This is a genomic window from Gemmatimonadota bacterium, from assembly GCA_041390125.1.
Classification (GTDB): Bacteria; Gemmatimonadota; Gemmatimonadetes; order Longimicrobiales; family Gaopeijiaceae; genus JAGQIF01.
Window position 1 is genome coordinate 21,557 of record JAWKQN010000015.1, and the last position, 16,609, is coordinate 38,165.

Here is a 16,609-nt window from a genome sequence, read left to right on the forward strand (position 1 = left end):
CGCGGAGTGCCCACACTTGCGGATGTGCTGCGGTCGAGCTACACCCAGGGTCGGGGCACGCATCCATCCACCGCCGTGCGCACCGCATGCACCGTCCTGTCGTTCTCCTGTGTCTGGTGGCCGCCTGCGGCGGCGAGTCCACCGATGCCCGCCCCAGCCGGGTGGACAGCGCCGGCGTCGAGCTGATCTCGAACGCCCGTCCTCTCTGGAGCGGGTCCGACGCGTGGCGGATCGGGCCGGCGCTGCTGACTCTCGGGAATGAACGCGAAGAGACGCAGCTGGGGGACGCAGTGCAGGCCCGCTGGGCCACCGATGGCAGCGTGTGGATCAGTGACCTGATCAACGCGCGCATCCATCTCTACGGGCCGGACGGGGCGTGGGAGCGGAGCCTCGGCGGCCGCGGCGGTGGACCCGGGGAGTACCAGGGGTCACCGCTGCTGGCGCCGGTAGGATCCGACTCGATGGGCGTCAGTGACGGTGGAAGCCGGAGGCTCACCATCCTCGACCGGAGTGGGCTGCCCGCACGCACCCTCGACCTCCCCAATGTCTCCCCGTACGGATTCAGCCTGCTCGGCCGGCGCTCGGACGGCAGACTCTTGCTCCAGGCGTCCTCCCTGATGTACGGGCCCGGGCCCGACGGTGCGCACTGGATCCCCGCTCCGCTCCTGATCCTGCGCTCCGATGGAGCCCCTCCCGATACCGTGCTGACCTACGACCATCACCATCTCGTGACCGCGGCCGGGCGCCCCGTCGTGACCTTCCTGGGCACCTGGGCGTCTCTCGCAACAGATGGCGATCTCGTCTTCGTAGGTCGGGGCGACCGCGCACGGGTGGACGTGCACGACGCGGCCAGCGGAGTCCTGGTGCGCAGCCTGCGCTGGGCGCGGATTCCGGGCCTGGTCGACCAGGCGCTGAAGGACTCGATCCGCACCGAGATGCTCCACCCGTATCCCCCTGCGCCTCCGTCCGTTGCTCGACAGTTCGACGCGATCTGGGCAAACACCTGGTGGCCGGAGCGCAGGCCGCTCTTCGAGCGTCTCGTCGTGGACCCGGGCGGCGCACTCTGGGTGGGCGTACACCAGGTCCAACGCCGCGGCGGCCGGACCTGGACGGTGTTCGATCCAACGGGGCTCTGGCTGGGCGATGTCACGGCCCCGGAGGGCTTCGAGATCGAGCAGATCGGCGACGATGCGGTCCTCGGCATCTGGAAGGACGACCTGGACGTCTCCTGGGTGCAGGTGCGCAGGCTCGATCGTCAGGCGCGCTGAGGGTCCTGCGGCCGGATCCACCGACCTCCGCCGAGGCCGCAGGCGATCACGAAGGCAACCCCGGTCCCCGGGTCCGGGTGCGCATCGCACCGATTCCGTGGGGTGGATCGCGCTGCGGGAGTCGGCACGGGGCTCGCGGTAGGAGAAGCACTGTTCCCACTGCCGAGGAGGCCTGCATGCGTTCCGACATCGTGCCCGGCGCGTCCTTTCCGGACTATGTCTTCCCCGATCACACCCGAGTGCCGCGACGTCTTTCCGATCTGCAGGGAGACGATCCCATGGTCGTGGTGCTGACACGTGGGGCCTTCTGTCCCAAGGACCGTGTGCACCACCAGGAGCTGGTGCGGTTCCATGCCCAGCTCGTGGTCGGCTTCACGCGCATCGTGACCATCACCACCGACGACTGGCACACAGCCAACAACATGCGTCAGCAGCTCCACGCGCATTGGCCGTTCCTCCTCGACGAGGAGCGTCGGGTGCAGCAGGACCTCGAGATCGCGGAGTACACCGACGAGGAGCACGACGTCATGATCCCGCACACGCTCGTCCTGAACCCCGGGCTCGAGGTCGTCCGGGTCTTCAACGGCTACTACTACTGGGGACGCCCTTCCATGGCCGAGCTCCACGACGTGCTACGCCAGGCCACGCGAGCGGTCCGCGGGGACTGGGACCCCACACAGCCCGCGTTGCGCGCGGCCTGGGACCGCGGCGACAAGGACGCCTTTTATCCCTACGGGTCCAAGTCCATGGAGCGGACCCTTCTGGAGATGGCGGGCGCGGTCGATCAGTACGCCGGACGCGCGGACGTCGACTGACGTACGTGCGGCGTCCGCGACCGGGCGCGACGCTTCCGGCTCGACCTCCTCGGCCCCGCCCCCGGCGGCCCTCCACGGCACATGGCGGATTGTTTCGCCGCGACCGCCGCCGCACGGCACGGGGTCGCCGCGCGTCGACCTCCGGCGCGGGATCCGGAGACCCGCGCCCGCGGAGCCTGACGCCCCGGCGTGGCCTCGATCGTGCGCCCCTGTCCAACGTTTCGTTCGTCCCGGCAGCTCGCAGGAGGCCACCCATGGACGCAGCATCCACGCGTACGCTCCATACCGGCCGGGCCATGCCCGTGCTCGGGCTCGGTACCTGGAACCTCACGCACGACACGGCCGATACCGTGCGGGAGGCACTGCGGCTCGGCTATCGCATGATCGACACGTCCGGCGACTACGGCTCGCAACCCGGTATCGGTGAGGCGTTGCGTACGTCCGAGGTCGACCGGGAGGACATCTTCCTGGTGGCCAAGGTGGAAGAGGACGAGGACGCGTTCGCCTCGACCCGCCGCAACCTGGACGAGATGGGGCGCGGGCACGCCGACCTGATGCTCGTCCATCGTCCGCCGCCCGACGGAGTGGGCGTGTCGTTGTGGGAGGGCCTGATCCGCGCCCGCGACGAGGGGCTGACCCGCGACATCGGCGTCAGCAACTACACCGCCGACCAGATCGATGCGCTCGTGGAGCGCACGGGCGAGGTGCCTGTGGTCAATCAGGTGGAGTGGACCCCCTTCGGGTGGAGCGCGGACTTCCTGGACTACTGCCGTGGCAAGGACATCCTCATCCAGGCCTACAGTCCGCTGACACGAGCGGAGCGCCTGGATGACCCCCGGCTGGGCGAGATCGCCTCGGAGGTCCAGCAGACGCCCGCCCAGGTGCTGCTGCGCTGGCACCTGCAGCTCGGAGTGGTCCCGTTGCCCAAGGCCAACCAGGTGCCGCACCTCGAGGAGAACCTGGGTGCGTTCGGATTCGAGCTGGACGACGAGGCGATGAGCCGCGTGAGCGAGTTGAACGAGCACTACTCTGCGCTCGGCTCCCTCCCCTACGTCCAATGAGGCGCCGACTCGCGGGCCAGGTCGTGGTGCTGACAGGTGCATCCAGCGGGATCGGACTCTGTACGGCGCGCTACCTGGCCGTACGAGGGTGCCGGCTGGTGCTGACGGCCCGTTCCGCGGATGCGCTCGCCCAGGTGCGCCACGAGCTGGTGGAGGGGGGCGCCGAAGCCGAGGCCGTGCCCGCCGACGTGACCTCGGAGTCGGAGCTGCGCCGCGTGGCCGACACCGCCGTGGAGCGGTTCGGTCGGATCGACACCTGGGTGAACGGCGCGGCGGTCTACGCCCAGGCGGGTGTCTCCGATCTTCCCCTGGACGACTATCGGCGCCTCATCGACGTCAACCTCGTGGGCACCATCAATGGAACCCGCCAGGCCCTCCGCGTCATGCGGCGCCAGGGCGAGGGGGTCGTCGTCCAGGTGTCGTCCATCGTCGCGCTGCGCGGCGCGCCCTGGGCGTCGGCGTATTCCGCCACCAAACAGGGCGTGGACGGCTTCACCGAGGGCGTACGGGCCGAGCTGTGGGGCACCGGTGTGCGCGTCTCCACGCTCTACCTGCCGGCCGTGGACACCCCCATCTACCAGCATGCGGCGGCGCGTCTCGGGACGGTCCCCCAACCACCTCCACCGGTGGCCGACCCGGAGCGGGTGGCCGCGGCGATCGCCGGGCTGGCCCGCACCGGACGTCGCCATCAGCACGTCGGTCGCTTCCATCTGCTGTACGCGGGGCCAAACCGCATCTCGCCGGCGCTCGGCGATTGGTTCGTACAGCATACGGTCGAGTTCACGCGTTCGGGACGGCCCGCCGGCTCCAACAACCTCCACGAGCCGACGGGCCTGCCTCCGCGGGTCCGGGGAGGCTGGCGCCAACGGGGTTGGCGCGGCGTCACGCTGACGGACACCGTCCGGGTCCTTCCCGTGGAGACCGCCCTGGGTGCGGCCGCACTCCTCCTCGGCGCCGTCTGGTCCGGGCGGAAGCTGTGGAACCACGTCCGCGGGTGACGCCGGCACTCGACCTGCGCCCGGGTCGCGTCCGGGCGCGGAGCCGATGGCCCCCGCTCCACGCCCGGTGACCACGACGACCGACGATCAGTGGCCGTTCGGTAGCAGGACAACCTTGCGGCAACCGTCCTCCTTGCCTGCGAACATCTCGTAGGCCTGCGCGGCGTCCTCGAGCGGGAAGCGATGGCTGATCAGCGCCTTCGCATCCACGCGTCCCTCCTGGATATGCTCGAGCAGATGTGGCATGTAGCGCTTCGTGTTGCACTGGGCCATGCGCAGGGTCAGTCCCTTGTTCATGGCTGTGCCGATGGGGATGAGATTCCACGGCGGGCCGTACACACCGATCAGGACCACGTTGCCACCCTTGCGCACGCTGTTGATCGCCCATTCGATGGCGGTGGGCGCTCCGGCCTCGGCCATCACCACCCGACCCAGGAATTCGTGCAGGCGGGAGCCGTCGGCCTCCATCCCCACCGCGTCGATGGCCACATCGGGACCGCGGCCCTCGGTCATGTCCTTCAGGTGGGTGACGATGTCGTCCACCGCGCGGAAATCCACCGTCTCCACGCCGGCCTGTTGGCGGCAGAACTCCATGCGGTACTCCACCTGGTCCACCGCGATCACCCGCCCGGCGCCCATCAACCACGCCGAGATCTGGGCAAAGAAGCCGACCGGCCCGCATCCGAACACCACCACGGTCTCGCCGGGCTTGATCTCCCCCATCTCCGCGGCCTGATAGCCGGTGGGGAAGATGTCCGAGAGGAACAGCACGTCCTCGTCCGGAACACCTTCGGGCACCTTCATCGGCCCCACGTCGGCGAAGGGCACGCGGACGTACTGGGCCTGTCCCCCGTCGTAGCCTCCCGTCGTGTGGGAGTAGCCGAAGACGCCCGACGCCACCTCGCTGTTGGGGTTGGAGTTCTCACACATCCCGAACAGGTCGCGCGAGCAGAAGAAGCAGCTGCCGCACGAGATGTTGAACGGGACCACCACGCGATCGTCGCGCACCAGGCGCTCCACGGAGGCGCCCGTCTCCACCACCCGCCCGGTGAACTCGTGGCCGAAGGTGTGTCCCACGCGGGTGTCGGGCACCAGACCGCGATAGAGATGCAGATCCGAGCCGCAGATGGCGGCCCGGCTGACTTCCAGGATGACGTCGTTCGGGTGTTCGATCCGGGGGTCGGGTTTGGTCTCCACCCGGACCTTGGTGGGTCCGTGATAGATCATCGCGCGCATAGGACTTTCCTCCGGTCGTCGCCTGTGATGTGCTGCCGACCCGGAGGTCGGCCGACCCCTTCGTCTGCAAGGGCCATGCGGAGCGCACGTCGGAGTCCGGGGCACGGGCGAACGCCGATGGGTCGACCGGTTCGATCGTTCGCGCAGCCTCGGCCAGGGCGCGTCGTCGGCACAGGCTTTGCCCCTTCGGGTCGCCCGATGGTGGCGCGCCAGCTCGCCGTCGGACACCCGAGCCCGAAGGAGCGTGTCATGGCGGACCAGGAACAGCACACGAGCACCGAGGGCGCAGATCCCGAGCGCGCGCTCACGGAGTCGCCGGATCTGCAGGTCGGCGCGCGCGAGCGCGGCGTGGACGCCGAGGCGTCGCAGCGGCCGGGCGTGCCCATGGAGAGCGAGGTGGCCCCTGCCGAGGGAGCACCCGAGCGGATCGTGCATCAGACCTCCGTCGAGCGACACTTTCGACGTGCGGGGCTCGACGACCTGACCGCCGTCTACGGCACCGCGCAGCCGCCGCACGGCGTATCGGGGCAGATCCGGCGCAGCGCCTACGGGATCCCCGAGCATCGCGCCCGCCACTGGGCGCTGCTCATGCTGGCGGACCGGGTGGACGTACTCGAGTCGCGGCTCGGACGCGCGCTCGGATCGGCCGCCCGTTCGGTGGGTGCGGCGGATGGGACGGCACGCAAGCTGGAACGCAACGCGCTGCCCATCCTCCTGGGGGTGGTCGTGGGCACGGCTCTCGTGACGCGGATGGCGCGTCGCTGAGCTCCCGGTCCGGCACGCCAGACCGGTGGATGCCCGTTCAAACCGGGCACCCCTGAAACACGGGATCGACGTCCCGGTCGTGCACGGAGCCGTCGGGCGCGCGCAGGTTTTCCAGCCGCATCCCGCTCGCGGGCAACGCAGGCATCCGGCTCAGGCCCACGGTGAGATCCTGAGGCGGCACCGTGTAGTCGACCTCCTGCACCAGCAGGCGCACCACTCCGGCCAGGATGTCTTCCGTCGCCCACTCTCCGGGGCAACGATGATCCCGCAGATGGGTGCCGCCGCCTTGGGGCACCAGTTCGAAAGGGGACACCTCCCGCTCCAGGAACCGCTCAGGACGGAAGCGTTCGGGATCGTCCCAGGACCGGGGGTCGTGGTCCGTTCCGTAGAGGTCCAACAGGACCCAGGTCCCGACCGGATAGCCTACCCCCCGCCATTCAAAGGGACGGCGCACCCGCCCCCCGATGACCGGGAAGAACGGGTAGAACCGCCGAACCTCCAGCACGAACGCCGCCAGGAAGGCCTCGTCCCCGTGCCGGATCCGTGCGCGTGCGCTCGGTGAACGGTGCAGCGCCAACGCCGCGAACGTGAGGAAGCGCGCTACGGCGACGGTGGGCCGCAAGAGGTTGAGGAGCTCCACGGCGGCCGCTTCGGTGGTCAGGAGCCGACCGTCGGTGTCGCGATGCCGAGCGATGACGTGGAGCGGCGTGTCCGACGACCCCTTCGCGAGACCGGCCCTCGCGTCCTCGATCAACGCGCGCGCCCAGCGCTCGCTCCGGCGGCGGAGGAGCAGCCCGCGGGCGGCCTTCCAGCCGGGCGATCCCGCGCCTTCGATCATGGCGCCCAGCTCGACGGCCCGCTCGTCGGCGGCCGCGCCCGAGGTCGGGATGCCGCACCACGCGCATGCAGCACGCGCGAGGAGTCGTTGGGCCTCGTCATGCAGGACGATGTGACCGGCGCGTTCCCAGGCCGGGAGTGCCGTACGGAACTCGTCGACGACCGCGTCGGTGAGCTTCGCGACCGCGTGCGGACCCAGCAGCGACAGGAACATCGCCTTCCGGTGATGGTGCGCCTCCCCGTCCAGGAGCTGCACGCTGCCCTGGTCCTGCAGAAGGTGCAGCGTGGTGGGCGGCATCGCACCTTCACGGGTGAAGCGATCCCCACCGTAGAAGATGCGGGCGGCCTCCTCCCCTACCATGCATACGACGCGCTTGAGCAGGAGCCGCGTCCGGAAGACGTCGGTTCCCATGCTGCGCGCGCGATCCCCGATGAAGCCGTACCCGTCGCGCAAGAAGGCGACCGTATGGTCGAAGCCACTGGCACGGGGGAGCGCGTAGAGATCCTGCGCGCGCGCTCCCGTGCCCTCGTGCGCGTGCGTCTCTGGCGATGTGATCGGCAGCGTCGGCATGGGCTCCTCGCGGGTCTGGGGCGTCGGTAGAGTGAAGTGCGTCGTGCAAGAAGCATGACGCAGACGCACTCCCGACACGGCACCGGTGGGAGCGCCGCAGGTCGCTGGCGGGAACGGCGCTTGCTCTTCTCGGTCGCGTCCATGCCGGCGGTCGGCCGACGCTGCCCACATCACGAGAGGATGATCATGTCCAGTGAGCGATACCTGACCCGCGACCACGCCACCATCCGCGAATGGGCGGAAGAGCGGGACGGCACGCCGTCCGCCGTGAGCGCCACCCATGCGAAGGACGACGCCGGCATCCTTCGCATCGACTTCCCGGACTACACGGGAGAGGGGGCTCTCGAGGCCATCACGTGGGACGAGTGGTTCGACACGTTCGACGACCGCGATCTCGTCTTCCTCTTCCAGGAGGAGACGGCCGAAGGGGAACTCAGCAACTTCAACAAGCTGATCACCGCCGATACGGCGGCCGGAGCCGAAGACGAGGCGGAGTGGCGCTAGCCACACCGCCTCGTGGACCTGCCCTCCACTCCGGCCCGCACGGCCCCCTCGCGCTCAGGCCATCCACAGCGACCCGACCGGCAGGCGCCTCCGGCCCCACCGCGGCCGCACGGCGGGCGGAGGAGTCCTCCGCCCGCCGCCCTTCCCTGGACCCAACTAGCTCGTCTGCTTCGCCAGGGTGGCCTCGACCGCAGGCTCGAAGGCGGTGGTGAGCGCGTCGGCGGCCGCCCGCTCCTCCGCCAGGATCCGCTCGGCGACCGCGGCGGTCTCCGCGTCGCCCGCTCGTTCGGCCACGCGCTTGAGCTGCTCGTAGCCGCCGATCTCCAGGTGCTCGAAGGCGTACGCGAACGCGGCGAGCTTGCCAACCGTGTCCGGCTGGGCCTGGAAGAACATGCCCCAGTTGAAGGCGCCGATCTTCAGCGCGGTGTCCTTGAGCAGGGAGCGGGACCCGCCCAGGGCATCGAGGCGCTCCTCGACGAGCTCCTGATGACGACGGCTCTCTTGCAGGTGGTGATCGAACACCGTCTCCAACTCCGGGAGGTCCACCATCTTCCGGCCCGACTCCAGGAGCTGGATCGCCTGCGCCTCGATGGCGTGGGCGTCGGCGAGATAGTCCAGCAGACGCTCCTTCAGGTCCTTGTCGGACGTCTCGGCCAGCGACGCCGCCACCGTGCGATCGAACACGCCGTCGACGCGCTCCATCATCGCCTGCTCCTCGCTCCGGATGGCGACGGCGGCCTCGGCGACCGAAGGCTCCCCTGCCCGGTCCGCCGTGCGCGCCAGCAGGTCGTAGCTGGCCCATTCGAGTGCTTCGTAGGATAGCGTGTGCGCGGCGAGCTTCCCGGGCGTGTCCGGCTGCACCCGCGCGAACAGGAGGAATCCCGAGCCTCCGGCGCGCATCACCGCATCCTTCACGGACGACGGCTCTTCTCCCCGGGCCTCGAGGAGGGCGCGCACGCGCCGCTCGTGCCCTTCGGTCTCCGCAAGATGCTCCCGCAGGACACCGGCGAGCTCGGGCTCGCCTGCGATATCGGGCGCCTTGCGCAGCTGCTGCAGCGCCTGCTCTTCGATCGCGTGGGCGTCGGTCAGGTACTTGGTCACGGTTTCGCTGAGGCTCTTGGACATGATGCGTCCTCGTCTGATCGCGGGGCTGGCTGGTCGGTGGGAGGCTCCCGCCAGGCGCAGGGGACGTGCCATGCTCCAGCATCCGGGCAGCCGCCGCGCGGGAGCGCCCCGCGGTCGCGGATTCCAGCGCTCGCCGCACGTCGATCGTGCAGTCGCGCTCTGCAGCGAAACACGCTTCGGGTCGCACGAGCCGCGACACCCCCACGCTGACGCGCTCACCGGAGCCCGGCCGCGCGCGGTTGCAGCAGCCCGCACGCGCACCGTGCTGCGCGGAACAGCTCCTGCCTCCTCCGTTCCGGAGCCGGTCGCGACGATCGGAGCGCTCGAGCCACGGAGGGTTCATGGTCTGGAAGCACGTGCAGGGGAACTGGGCGGAATCGCGGTCCCGCATCAAGCAACGCTGGAGCCGCTTGACCGAGGACGATCTCAACCACATCGACGGCAGCCGCGACCGGCTGCGGCACCTCATCCAGGAGCGCTATCAGGCCGCGAAGGAGCAGGTGGATCGGGAGATGGACGAGTGGGCCTCGTCCCAGGATGCGGGGGACGGGGGCGAGCGCGGCACCCCGAAGTAGGGAGCGGCAGGCAGCCCGCCGTGACGGAGATCGCTGCGACGTGACGGAGCGTCGCCGGGATCAGGAATGCCGCCCGGGCGGGTGAGGCACGAGCGGCCCGGGCGAACGAGCACGAGCGACCCGGGTGGACGAGCACGGGGGAGGCGTGCCCGCGCCTCAAGGAGCCTCAGTGCGCGCGCGAGCCGAGGGTGGGGGTCCGGGTGATCGGCGGCGCGTTCATCAACGCCACGTCCCCTTCCAGGCCAGGCACCATGTCCTCGAGCTCTCCGACGAGCCCCCGGTCGAGCAGCGCGTCGAAGGCGTCGACGACGCGAGGATCGAAGTGACGCCCGCGCTTCGACCGCACGCGGTCCACGGCCAGTTCGTGGGGAAAGGCATCCTTGTAGGGACGCTTGTGGGTGAGCGAGTCGTAGACGTCCGCCACGGCGACGATCCGGCCGACGAGGGGGATGTCGTCCTCCCCCAACCCCGTGTAGCCGGCGCCGTCCCAGTGCTCGTGGTGGCTGTCGGCGATCCGGCGCGCGACCTCGAGCAGCGAGTAGTGGCTGCCGGAGAGGATCCGGGCGCCGATCGTGGTGTGTGCCTTCATCACCTCGAACTCGGCTTCCGTGAGCGGTCCCGGTTTCATGAGGATGGAATCGGGGATGCCGATCTTGCCGACGTCGTGCAGGGGCGCCGCCCGCCGGATCAGCCGCACCTCTTCCCGGTGGAGGCCGAGCTCCTGCGCCAGAAGGGCCGACAGGACACCGACCCGCTCCGCGTGCTGCCCGGTGATGTCGTCGCGGTACTCCGCTGCGATGGCGAGCCGGCGCAGGATCTCTACCTGTGCTTCCGCGAGCTCGTGCGTCCGCTCGCGGACCTTCTCCTCCAGGGTCTCGTTGTGGCGCCGGAGCTCCTGGTGGAGGAAGCGCGTCTCCAGGAGGTTCTTGATCCGCAGCAGGACCTCCCCGGCCTCGAACGGCTTGGTGAGGAAGTCCTTGGCCCCCACCTGTAGCGCCCGACGGCGTGCCTCGGGATCCAGGTGCCCGGTGATGATGAGGATGGGCAGATAGGTGTTGTCCGGGATGTAGCGCTCGATGCCGGCCATCACCTCGAAGCCGTCCAGGTGTGGCATGATGAGGTCGAGCACCAGCAGGTCCGGCTCGAAGCCCAGGAAGATGTCGATCGCCTCGCGAGGGTCCTGGGTGGACACCACCGCCTGGAAGCCGGAGGTGCGCAGCAGCTGCTCCAGCACTCGCAGGTTGTCCGCCTCGTCGTCCACGAGGAGGATCCGGGCCTGCCGCAGATGCTCGTTCCAGAGCGGGGAAGGAACCGGTTTCATGGCGTTCCGCGATCGGGGGCCCGCACGTCCATCATTCCAGCGGTAGCTCCAAGGGCTCGTCCACCGGCTCGACCAGGGCCGGGTCGTCCTCGCCGGCCCGGTTCACCCTCCGCGACACGGGATGGGCCCGGAGCGGCGGAGGGAGGTCGCGCATCACGGTCTGAAGCTCGCCTGCCGGCGTAGGGTTGTCCAACCAGGCCCGCCGCCACTCCGGGGCCACCACGACCGGCACCCGGTCGTGGATGTGGGCCAGGCCCGCCGGCGCATCGCGGGTCAGGATCGTGAACGACGGGGGATCGCCCCCCCGTCCCGGCTCCCAGAGCCCGGCCAGCGTCAGGGGACCCGCTGCCTGGATCCAGTAGGGCAGCTTGCCTCCGGCCGATGCGCGCCACTCGTAGAAGCCGCTGGCGGGCACCAGGCAGCGTCGCCGGGCGAAGGCGTCGCGGAACGGCCAGCGGGCCGCTGCGGTCTCGGAGCGGGCGTTGATATGACGCGCCCCTGCCCGCACCGCGTCCTCGCCGTACGGGATCAGGCCCCAACGCGCCCAGACCAGCTCGGGGCCCGCCTCCGTCCCGCGCGCCACCAGGGCCTCCTGCGTCGGCGCGATGTTGTAGCGCGGCTGATAGGCCGCGGGGACGTCCGCACCCTCGAAGAGCTCCCGCAGCTCCTCCTCCGAGAGCGCCAGGCCGTAGCGGCCACACATGTCAGGCCCGGGGGCGGGCGGCCGGAGTCCGCCGCCTCATTCGCCGGGACGGCGCTGGACGAGGAGTGCGGCGCCGCTCTCGCGCTCGCGGCGGTACCCCAGCAGATGCAGCAGCTCGAGCGCATACCAGCGCGCGACCCGGCGGTTGACGAGCAGCCGATCGTCGTAGCCCGCGACCCGGCGGATCCCCGGCAGCCAGTGCGCGATGCGATCGGCATGCAGGCGGCGCAGCACTTCCGAGACCTTGAGCCAGACGAAGCGGAACTCGCGCACGATGAAGAACCCGTCCTCCCCCTGCTCCTGATACAGCGGCATCAGGATGCGGGCCGTGGCCGGAGCCGTGACGTCTCCCTGGATGTCCTGCGCCAGGACCTGACCCTTGCGCACGCGTTGGAAGCTCTTGAACCCGGGCAGCATCTTGAACTGCGCCGCCGGCGTCACCGGGTGCCGGTAGCGGAACTCCAGCACCCGCGGGATGTCCCCGCGCTCTGCGCGCAGAGCGGTCCGCGCGCGGGTCGCTTCCGGGGCATCCGCCTCCTCGATCACGCCGGCCGCGACCAGCGCCAGCCAGACCGCCCCTTCCGCCCGGTCGACCGCCGCCGGGTCCTGGTTCTGTCCGCTCTCGAAGACCATCACGGTATGACCGAGCCCATCCACCCAGTCCATCAGCGTGCCCTCGACGCGCTCTTCCAGACCGAGGACGAACGGCGCCGGCACCTCCAGGGCGAAGCGTCGGTTGCGCAGGGTATCACAGGCGGTGCTGAACGGAGCGCCCGCGCCGGAGGTCGTGTGCAGGTCCAGGACGTGCACCGGGCCCCGCGCGTCCGCGAAGGCGCGCTCCATCTCCGTCAGGAGCTCCGCCTGCTCCTGGTCCTCCCCGGCCTCCAGGGTGGCGTCGGCGGCCCGCAGGTACGCGATCCGCTTGGGACTCCACGCTCGATTGAGATCCCGGACCAGGAACCGTCGGCCGACACGCAGCGCCCGCCGATTCCCCGATAGCGCCACGAGCTCGCCCCGGACCCGATCCGCACGGCCGCTGAGGTCGGCCAGCACCCGCTTCAGCGCCAGGACGCCGGCCGGCTCGTTCCCGTGCAGTCCGCCCACCACCACGAGCGAGGGACCGGCGCGTTCTCCGCGGACGCGACCGAGCACACGCTCGACGTCGAAGCCCACTCGATCCGCGACGGCACTACTGGACATCGGAGTACGACCTGCGGCGAATCACGTCTTCTCCTTGAGGGAATCGGACAGCAGCTGGTAGGCGATGGGCATGAAGTCGCTCTCGGTCACGATGCCGACGAGCTTGCCGCGGTTGACCACGGGCAGACAGGACAGGCGTCGACCGCGCATGAGCTCGATGGCCTCCAGCGTGGGTGTCTGCGGCGTGACCGTCACCGGGTCGCGGGCCATGATCGTACGCACCGGCAATGGATCCATGTTGGGGTTGCGCCCTTGCGCGACCATGCGCAGCAGCGACCGGTACGACACGACGCCCACCAGCTCGTGGTCGTCGTTCTCGACCAGGACGTGGCGGATGACGTTGCGATCCATCAGGAACGCCACGAGATCCACCAGCTCGTCCTCATGGACGGTGTAGAGCGCCGTGCTCATGTACTGTTCCACCGTAAGATAGCTCGGGGCCCAATCCCCGGCCTCCTCGATGCGCGCCAGAGGCCATTCGTGTACCGGGCGGCCCTCCCGCTGCCGCGCCGCCGTCGCCGCCGTGACCGCCGCCAGCCGCTCCGCCTGGGTCCCCTGCCCCTGCATCGCCGCCAGCGAGTTCAAGGTCCAGGCAGCACCGGTGGCCCGGCGTTGCACCCGCTCCTCGACGACGCCCATGTACCGCTCGATGTCCTCGGAGGCGATGCCCGCGTCGGCCAGCCCCGCCCGCGCGAGGGGGATGACCTCCTCCTCCAGCAGCGTCTGTGCCGACATGGACGTGTTGTCCGTCCAGTAGAAGCCCGCCCGCATGCCCATGCGCGACGCGGCCAGGAAGTTGGCGCGCGCGATGTCGAACGGCAGGCGGGGGCGGATGTCCCCGTAGTGCTTGACCCCGCCCAGGACGGCGCCGATCCACAGGGCCGCGTTCGCCACTTCGTCCAGCACGGAAGGTCCAGCCGGCAGCACCCGGCATTCGATGCGCAGATGCGGCTTCCCTTCGGAGATCCCGTAGCAGGGCCGGTTCCAGCGGTACACCGTGCCGTTGTGGAGCTGCAGCGCCCGCAGGCGGGGGATCTCGCCGCGATCCAGCACCTCAAGCGGATCCTCGCCCGGGTCGGTGGCGAGCAGGATGCGGAAGTGGGCGATATCCTCCTGGAAGAGCTCCAGGACGCTCTCGTCCAGCCAGCGATCGCCGAAACGGACGCGCGGCTGCAGCTCCCGCATGTGCAGCGTGGTGCTGCGCGTATCCAGCGACTGCTGGAAGAGCGCGATGCGCGTCTCGGCCCACAGCCGCTTCCCGAAGAGCACTGGAGAATTCGTGGCCGCCGCCATGATGGGGCCGGTCACCGCCTGCGCCACGTTGTAGAAGCGGGCGAACTCATCCGCGTCCACCTGCAGGTGCACCTGTGCGCTCGTGTTGCACGCTTCGAGCATGACGGAATCATGCTCGACATTCAGGTCGTCGATGCCGATGATGCGCAGCCGGTAGCTCCCGCCCCGCATGCGGTTCATGGCTTCGTTGAGCGCGTAGTAGCGGTCCTTCGGCGTCATGTTGTCGAGGGTGAGATCCGACTTGCCGAGCGTGGGCAGGATGCCCGTCAGCACCGCATCGCACCCCAGCTCGGCCGCCGCCCGCCGCACCTCCGCGATCCGCGTGTCGATCTCCCGCTCCAGCTCGGAGAAGCAGGTCCCGCGGAGCAGATGGGGATCGAGGTTGAACTCCAGGTTGAAGCGCGCGAGCTCGGTGACGAAGGGCCCCGCGCCGAGCCGCTCCAGCACCTCCATGGCCACGGGCGCCGGACGCCAGCCCTGATTGACCAGGAAGAGCTCCTGTTCGGCCCCGAAGCGTCGGACACCCGACTCGATCATGCCCTCCGCCAGCATGCGCTCGAGCGCCTGCAGATCGCGCAGCAGCGCGCGGGTGAAGAGCCGAACGTCCGCCGCTCCCGGTGCGGTCACGTCCTGTCGACCCATGCGGACCTCCTTCGTCAGCCGCCGTCGCGAAAGGTCACGACGTGGCGGAACGGCTTCCGGGTGATCGCGGGCACGGTCGCGCCCGCCGCTGGATGGCCGACCACGAGCAGCAGGAACGGCCGCTCGTGATAGGGACGATCGAGCAGGTCGTTCAGGAAGCGCATCGGTGAGGGCGTGTGCGTCAGGGTCGCCAACCCGGCCTGGTGCAGCGCCGTGATGAGCAGGCCCGTGGCGATTCCCACCGACTCCTGGACGTAGTAGTTCTTGACGCGGGTGCCGTCCGACCGCAGCTCGTAGCTCTCGGCAAAGATGGCGATCAGGACGGGCGCCTCCTCCAGGAACGGCTTGTCCGCGTCCGTACCCAGCGGCGCCAGGGCCTCCAGCCACTCCTCCGGAGCACCGCCCTCATAGAACCGGCGCTCCTCGGCCTCGGCCGCCTCACGGACCTGTCGCTTCAGCCCTGGATCGGTCACCACCACGAAGTGCCAGGGCTGGCGATTGGCGCCGTTCGGTGCGCTCAGCGCCGCCTGCAGACACGCTTCGAGCACCTCCCGGGGCACGGGCCGGGCGGAGAACTCCCGGACGGTGCGCCGGGCGGCCACCTCCGTGGCGAAGCGGCGGGCCCGCTCGCGGAGCTCCGCGTCCGACCGCTCCTGGTACCCCGACAGGGGGACCCGCTCCCCGTGCGCCACGGCACTCCTTCGCGTCCACTGGATGGGAGGCCTACCCCAGGCCCACCCGCCTGAGTGTTCCGCGGGAGCGGGTCGAGCGTCAAGAGAGGCCGCAGGAATCGTGGGAGGGTGCGCAGCGCGCCGCGGTCCGGTCGGGAGGTCAGCGGCCGCCGCGGGCCCCGGATCCGAGTTCCCGCAACACGCGCGGGTAGTCCCCCGTCCAGTCGGTGCGTCCCACCAGAGCCGCGACGGGCACGTCGAGCAGGGCGGAGAACATGCGCACGTGGACCAACGCGACGATCTCGGCGTCCTCCAGCGCCGGCCTCTCGGCGGCCCGTGGAGCGTAGACCCGCTCCAGGCCGGGGGGCGCCGACGCGCCGCCCAACGGGACGACGAGGCTCCACGGGTCGATCCGGAACCGACGCGCCAGCACCTCCCAACGCGCCCCGCGTCCCCGCAGGGCGCCGATGACGTCCGGCGAGACGCCGGCGCGCGCAGAGAGGAGCAGGAGCACGGGAACGGCCTCCGCGCTTCCCAGCGAGCGCGCGAGCACGTCGGCTTCCGCGGCCGGAACCCCGAAGTGACGTGCGACCGCATCCAGGTAGGCGCGCTCGGGCCCAGGATCGGACGCCACGCGCTGCGCCTGCGCCGGCGCAGCCGCGGTCATCATGCCTGCGACGAAGAGCATGCTGCGGTGGAACCTTTTCACCGTACCCTCCTGGGTGACGGAGTGTCCACTCCGGAGATCACCGTGGCCAGCGCGCGTCGGTGTGGCTTCAGCGCGTCGGGTACCAAGGCGACCTCCGGGTCCCCGGGCGGAATGCAACGGTCGCGCCTGGCGTGTCGTGCCATGGAGGCGCACGCGTCGGATGACGTGATTACGCCGCTTCCGGTGGGCGTGTGTGGCGCGCGACCCGCGTCCCGGACCTGGCACGACTCTTGACCCTCTGCTCGGGCGAGTCGACGCCGCCGCACCCCGGAGCACAACTCCGACAACGACGCGGCCGATACTCACAGAGGGGAA

General features: G+C 70.2%; 16 protein-coding genes. 7 read left to right on the forward strand and 9 right to left on the reverse strand.

Annotated elements, in window-relative coordinates; all coding sequences use genetic code 11:
• The first annotated feature begins 86 nt into the window (after positions 1 to 86).
• The 4 genes from R3E98_16560 (at position 87) to R3E98_16575 (ending at position 4,142) form a co-directional block, all read left to right on the forward strand.
• The gene (locus R3E98_16560; protein MEZ4425009.1) at positions 87 to 1,268 is read left to right on the forward strand and encodes a hypothetical protein; all 1,182 of its coding nucleotides are present in this window, start codon (positions 87 to 89) and stop codon (positions 1,266 to 1,268) included.
• Positions 1,269 to 1,444: 176 nt separating this feature from the next.
• Positions 1,445 to 2,083, forward strand: a complete 639-nt coding sequence (locus R3E98_16565; GenBank protein ID MEZ4425010.1) for a redoxin family protein — start codon at positions 1,445 to 1,447, stop codon at positions 2,081 to 2,083.
• Positions 2,084 to 2,337: 254 nt separating this feature from the next.
• The gene (locus R3E98_16570; GenBank protein MEZ4425011.1) at positions 2,338 to 3,144 is read left to right on the forward strand and encodes an aldo/keto reductase; all 807 of its coding nucleotides are present in this window, start codon (positions 2,338 to 2,340) and stop codon (positions 3,142 to 3,144) included.
• Positions 3,141 to 4,142 carry an SDR family oxidoreductase gene (locus R3E98_16575; protein MEZ4425012.1) on the forward strand — a complete coding sequence of 334 codons (1,002 nt, stop codon included), beginning with the start codon at positions 3,141 to 3,143 and terminating at the stop codon, positions 4,140 to 4,142. The genes R3E98_16570 and R3E98_16575 overlap by 4 nt, the downstream gene beginning before the upstream one ends.
• 87 nt (positions 4,143 to 4,229) lie before the next feature.
• Here R3E98_16575 and R3E98_16580 read toward each other — a convergent pair whose 3' ends face one another.
• Entirely contained in the window at positions 4,230 to 5,378 is a 1,149-nt protein-coding gene (locus R3E98_16580) for a zinc-dependent alcohol dehydrogenase (protein ID MEZ4425013.1), read from the reverse strand.
• A gap of 249 nt (positions 5,379 to 5,627) precedes the next feature.
• On the opposite strand from R3E98_16580, the gene R3E98_16585 reads away from it, so the two are divergent.
• A complete protein-coding gene (locus R3E98_16585; protein MEZ4425014.1) occupies positions 5,628 to 6,143 on the forward strand; it encodes a hypothetical protein in 516 nt (171 codons plus the stop codon).
• A gap of 37 nt (positions 6,144 to 6,180) precedes the next feature.
• On the opposite strand, the gene R3E98_16590 is transcribed toward R3E98_16585, so the two are convergent.
• On the reverse strand, positions 6,181 to 7,551 hold the full coding sequence (locus R3E98_16590; protein MEZ4425015.1) for a cytochrome P450: 1,371 nt from the start codon (positions 7,549 to 7,551) through the stop codon (positions 6,181 to 6,183).
• Positions 7,552 to 7,737: 186 nt separating this feature from the next.
• Here R3E98_16590 and R3E98_16595 point away from each other — a divergent pair, with 186 nt between their 5' ends.
• The gene (locus R3E98_16595) at positions 7,738 to 8,055 is read left to right on the forward strand and encodes a hypothetical protein (GenBank protein ID MEZ4425016.1); all 318 of its coding nucleotides are present in this window, start codon (positions 7,738 to 7,740) and stop codon (positions 8,053 to 8,055) included.
• 156 nt (positions 8,056 to 8,211) lie between these two features.
• Here R3E98_16595 and R3E98_16600 read toward each other — a convergent pair whose 3' ends face one another.
• Complete coding sequence (locus R3E98_16600; GenBank protein MEZ4425017.1) at positions 8,212 to 9,180, reverse strand: DUF892 family protein; 969 nt, start codon at positions 9,178 to 9,180, stop codon at positions 8,212 to 8,214.
• A 341-nt stretch (positions 9,181 to 9,521) separates the two neighbouring features.
• Between R3E98_16600 and R3E98_16605 the strand changes: the two genes are divergently transcribed.
• Complete coding sequence (locus R3E98_16605) at positions 9,522 to 9,755, forward strand: CsbD family protein (GenBank protein ID MEZ4425018.1); 234 nt, start codon at positions 9,522 to 9,524, stop codon at positions 9,753 to 9,755.
• 166 nt (positions 9,756 to 9,921) lie between these two features.
• Here R3E98_16605 and R3E98_16610 read toward each other — a convergent pair whose 3' ends face one another.
• The 6 genes from R3E98_16610 to R3E98_16635 all read right to left on the reverse strand — a co-directional run bounded on the left by R3E98_16610 (position 9,922) and on the right by R3E98_16635 (position 16,294).
• Positions 9,922 to 11,076: a response regulator gene (locus R3E98_16610; GenBank protein ID MEZ4425019.1), complete on the reverse strand. Its 1,155-nt coding sequence runs from the start codon at positions 11,074 to 11,076 to the stop codon at positions 9,922 to 9,924.
• Between the two features lie 31 nt (positions 11,077 to 11,107).
• Positions 11,108 to 11,779 carry an SOS response-associated peptidase gene (locus R3E98_16615; GenBank protein ID MEZ4425020.1) on the reverse strand — a complete coding sequence of 224 codons (672 nt, stop codon included), beginning with the start codon at positions 11,777 to 11,779 and terminating at the stop codon, positions 11,108 to 11,110.
• A 36-nt stretch (positions 11,780 to 11,815) separates the two neighbouring features.
• Positions 11,816 to 12,979 carry a succinylglutamate desuccinylase/aspartoacylase family protein gene (locus tag R3E98_16620; GenBank protein ID MEZ4425021.1) on the reverse strand — a complete coding sequence of 388 codons (1,164 nt, stop codon included), beginning with the start codon at positions 12,977 to 12,979 and terminating at the stop codon, positions 11,816 to 11,818.
• 21 nt (positions 12,980 to 13,000) lie between these two features.
• Positions 13,001 to 14,914, reverse strand: a complete 1,914-nt coding sequence (locus tag R3E98_16625) for a glutamate-cysteine ligase family protein (GenBank protein MEZ4425022.1) — start codon at positions 14,912 to 14,914, stop codon at positions 13,001 to 13,003.
• A gap of 14 nt (positions 14,915 to 14,928) precedes the next feature.
• The gene (locus R3E98_16630) at positions 14,929 to 15,606 is read right to left on the reverse strand and encodes a nitroreductase family protein (GenBank protein ID MEZ4425023.1); all 678 of its coding nucleotides are present in this window, start codon (positions 15,604 to 15,606) and stop codon (positions 14,929 to 14,931) included.
• A gap of 139 nt (positions 15,607 to 15,745) precedes the next feature.
• Positions 15,746 to 16,294, reverse strand: a complete 549-nt coding sequence (locus R3E98_16635) for a hypothetical protein (protein ID MEZ4425024.1) — start codon at positions 16,292 to 16,294, stop codon at positions 15,746 to 15,748.
• Positions 16,295 to 16,609: the final 315 nt, after the last annotated feature.

What these genes read in the sequence shown, in the direction of transcription:
- R3E98_16560 (MEZ4425009.1), top strand. Translation starts at nt 87, where the DNA reads ATGCACCGTCCTGTCGTTCTCCTGTGTCTGGTGGCCGCCTGCGGCGGC.
- R3E98_16565 (MEZ4425010.1), top strand. Translation starts at nt 1,445, where the DNA reads ATGCGTTCCGACATCGTGCCCGGCGCGTCCTTTCCGGACTATGTCTTC.
- R3E98_16570 (MEZ4425011.1), top strand. Translation starts at nt 2,338, where the DNA reads ATGGACGCAGCATCCACGCGTACGCTCCATACCGGCCGGGCCATGCCC.
- R3E98_16575 (MEZ4425012.1), top strand. Translation starts at nt 3,141, where the DNA reads ATGAGGCGCCGACTCGCGGGCCAGGTCGTGGTGCTGACAGGTGCATCC.
- R3E98_16580 (MEZ4425013.1), bottom strand. Translation starts at nt 5,378, where the DNA reads ATGCGCGCGATGATCTATCACGGACCCACCAAGGTCCGGGTGGAGACC.
- R3E98_16585 (MEZ4425014.1), top strand. Translation starts at nt 5,628, where the DNA reads ATGGCGGACCAGGAACAGCACACGAGCACCGAGGGCGCAGATCCCGAG.
- R3E98_16590 (MEZ4425015.1), bottom strand. Translation starts at nt 7,551, where the DNA reads ATGCCGACGCTGCCGATCACATCGCCAGAGACGCACGCGCACGAGGGC.
- R3E98_16595 (MEZ4425016.1), top strand. Translation starts at nt 7,738, where the DNA reads ATGTCCAGTGAGCGATACCTGACCCGCGACCACGCCACCATCCGCGAA.
- R3E98_16600 (MEZ4425017.1), bottom strand. Translation starts at nt 9,180, where the DNA reads ATGTCCAAGAGCCTCAGCGAAACCGTGACCAAGTACCTGACCGACGCC.
- R3E98_16605 (MEZ4425018.1), top strand. Translation starts at nt 9,522, where the DNA reads ATGGTCTGGAAGCACGTGCAGGGGAACTGGGCGGAATCGCGGTCCCGC.
- R3E98_16610 (MEZ4425019.1), bottom strand. Translation starts at nt 11,076, where the DNA reads ATGAAACCGGTTCCTTCCCCGCTCTGGAACGAGCATCTGCGGCAGGCC.
- R3E98_16615 (MEZ4425020.1), bottom strand. Translation starts at nt 11,779, where the DNA reads ATGTGTGGCCGCTACGGCCTGGCGCTCTCGGAGGAGGAGCTGCGGGAG.
- R3E98_16620 (MEZ4425021.1), bottom strand. Translation starts at nt 12,979, where the DNA reads ATGTCCAGTAGTGCCGTCGCGGATCGAGTGGGCTTCGACGTCGAGCGT.
- R3E98_16625 (MEZ4425022.1), bottom strand. Translation starts at nt 14,914, where the DNA reads ATGGGTCGACAGGACGTGACCGCACCGGGAGCGGCGGACGTTCGGCTC.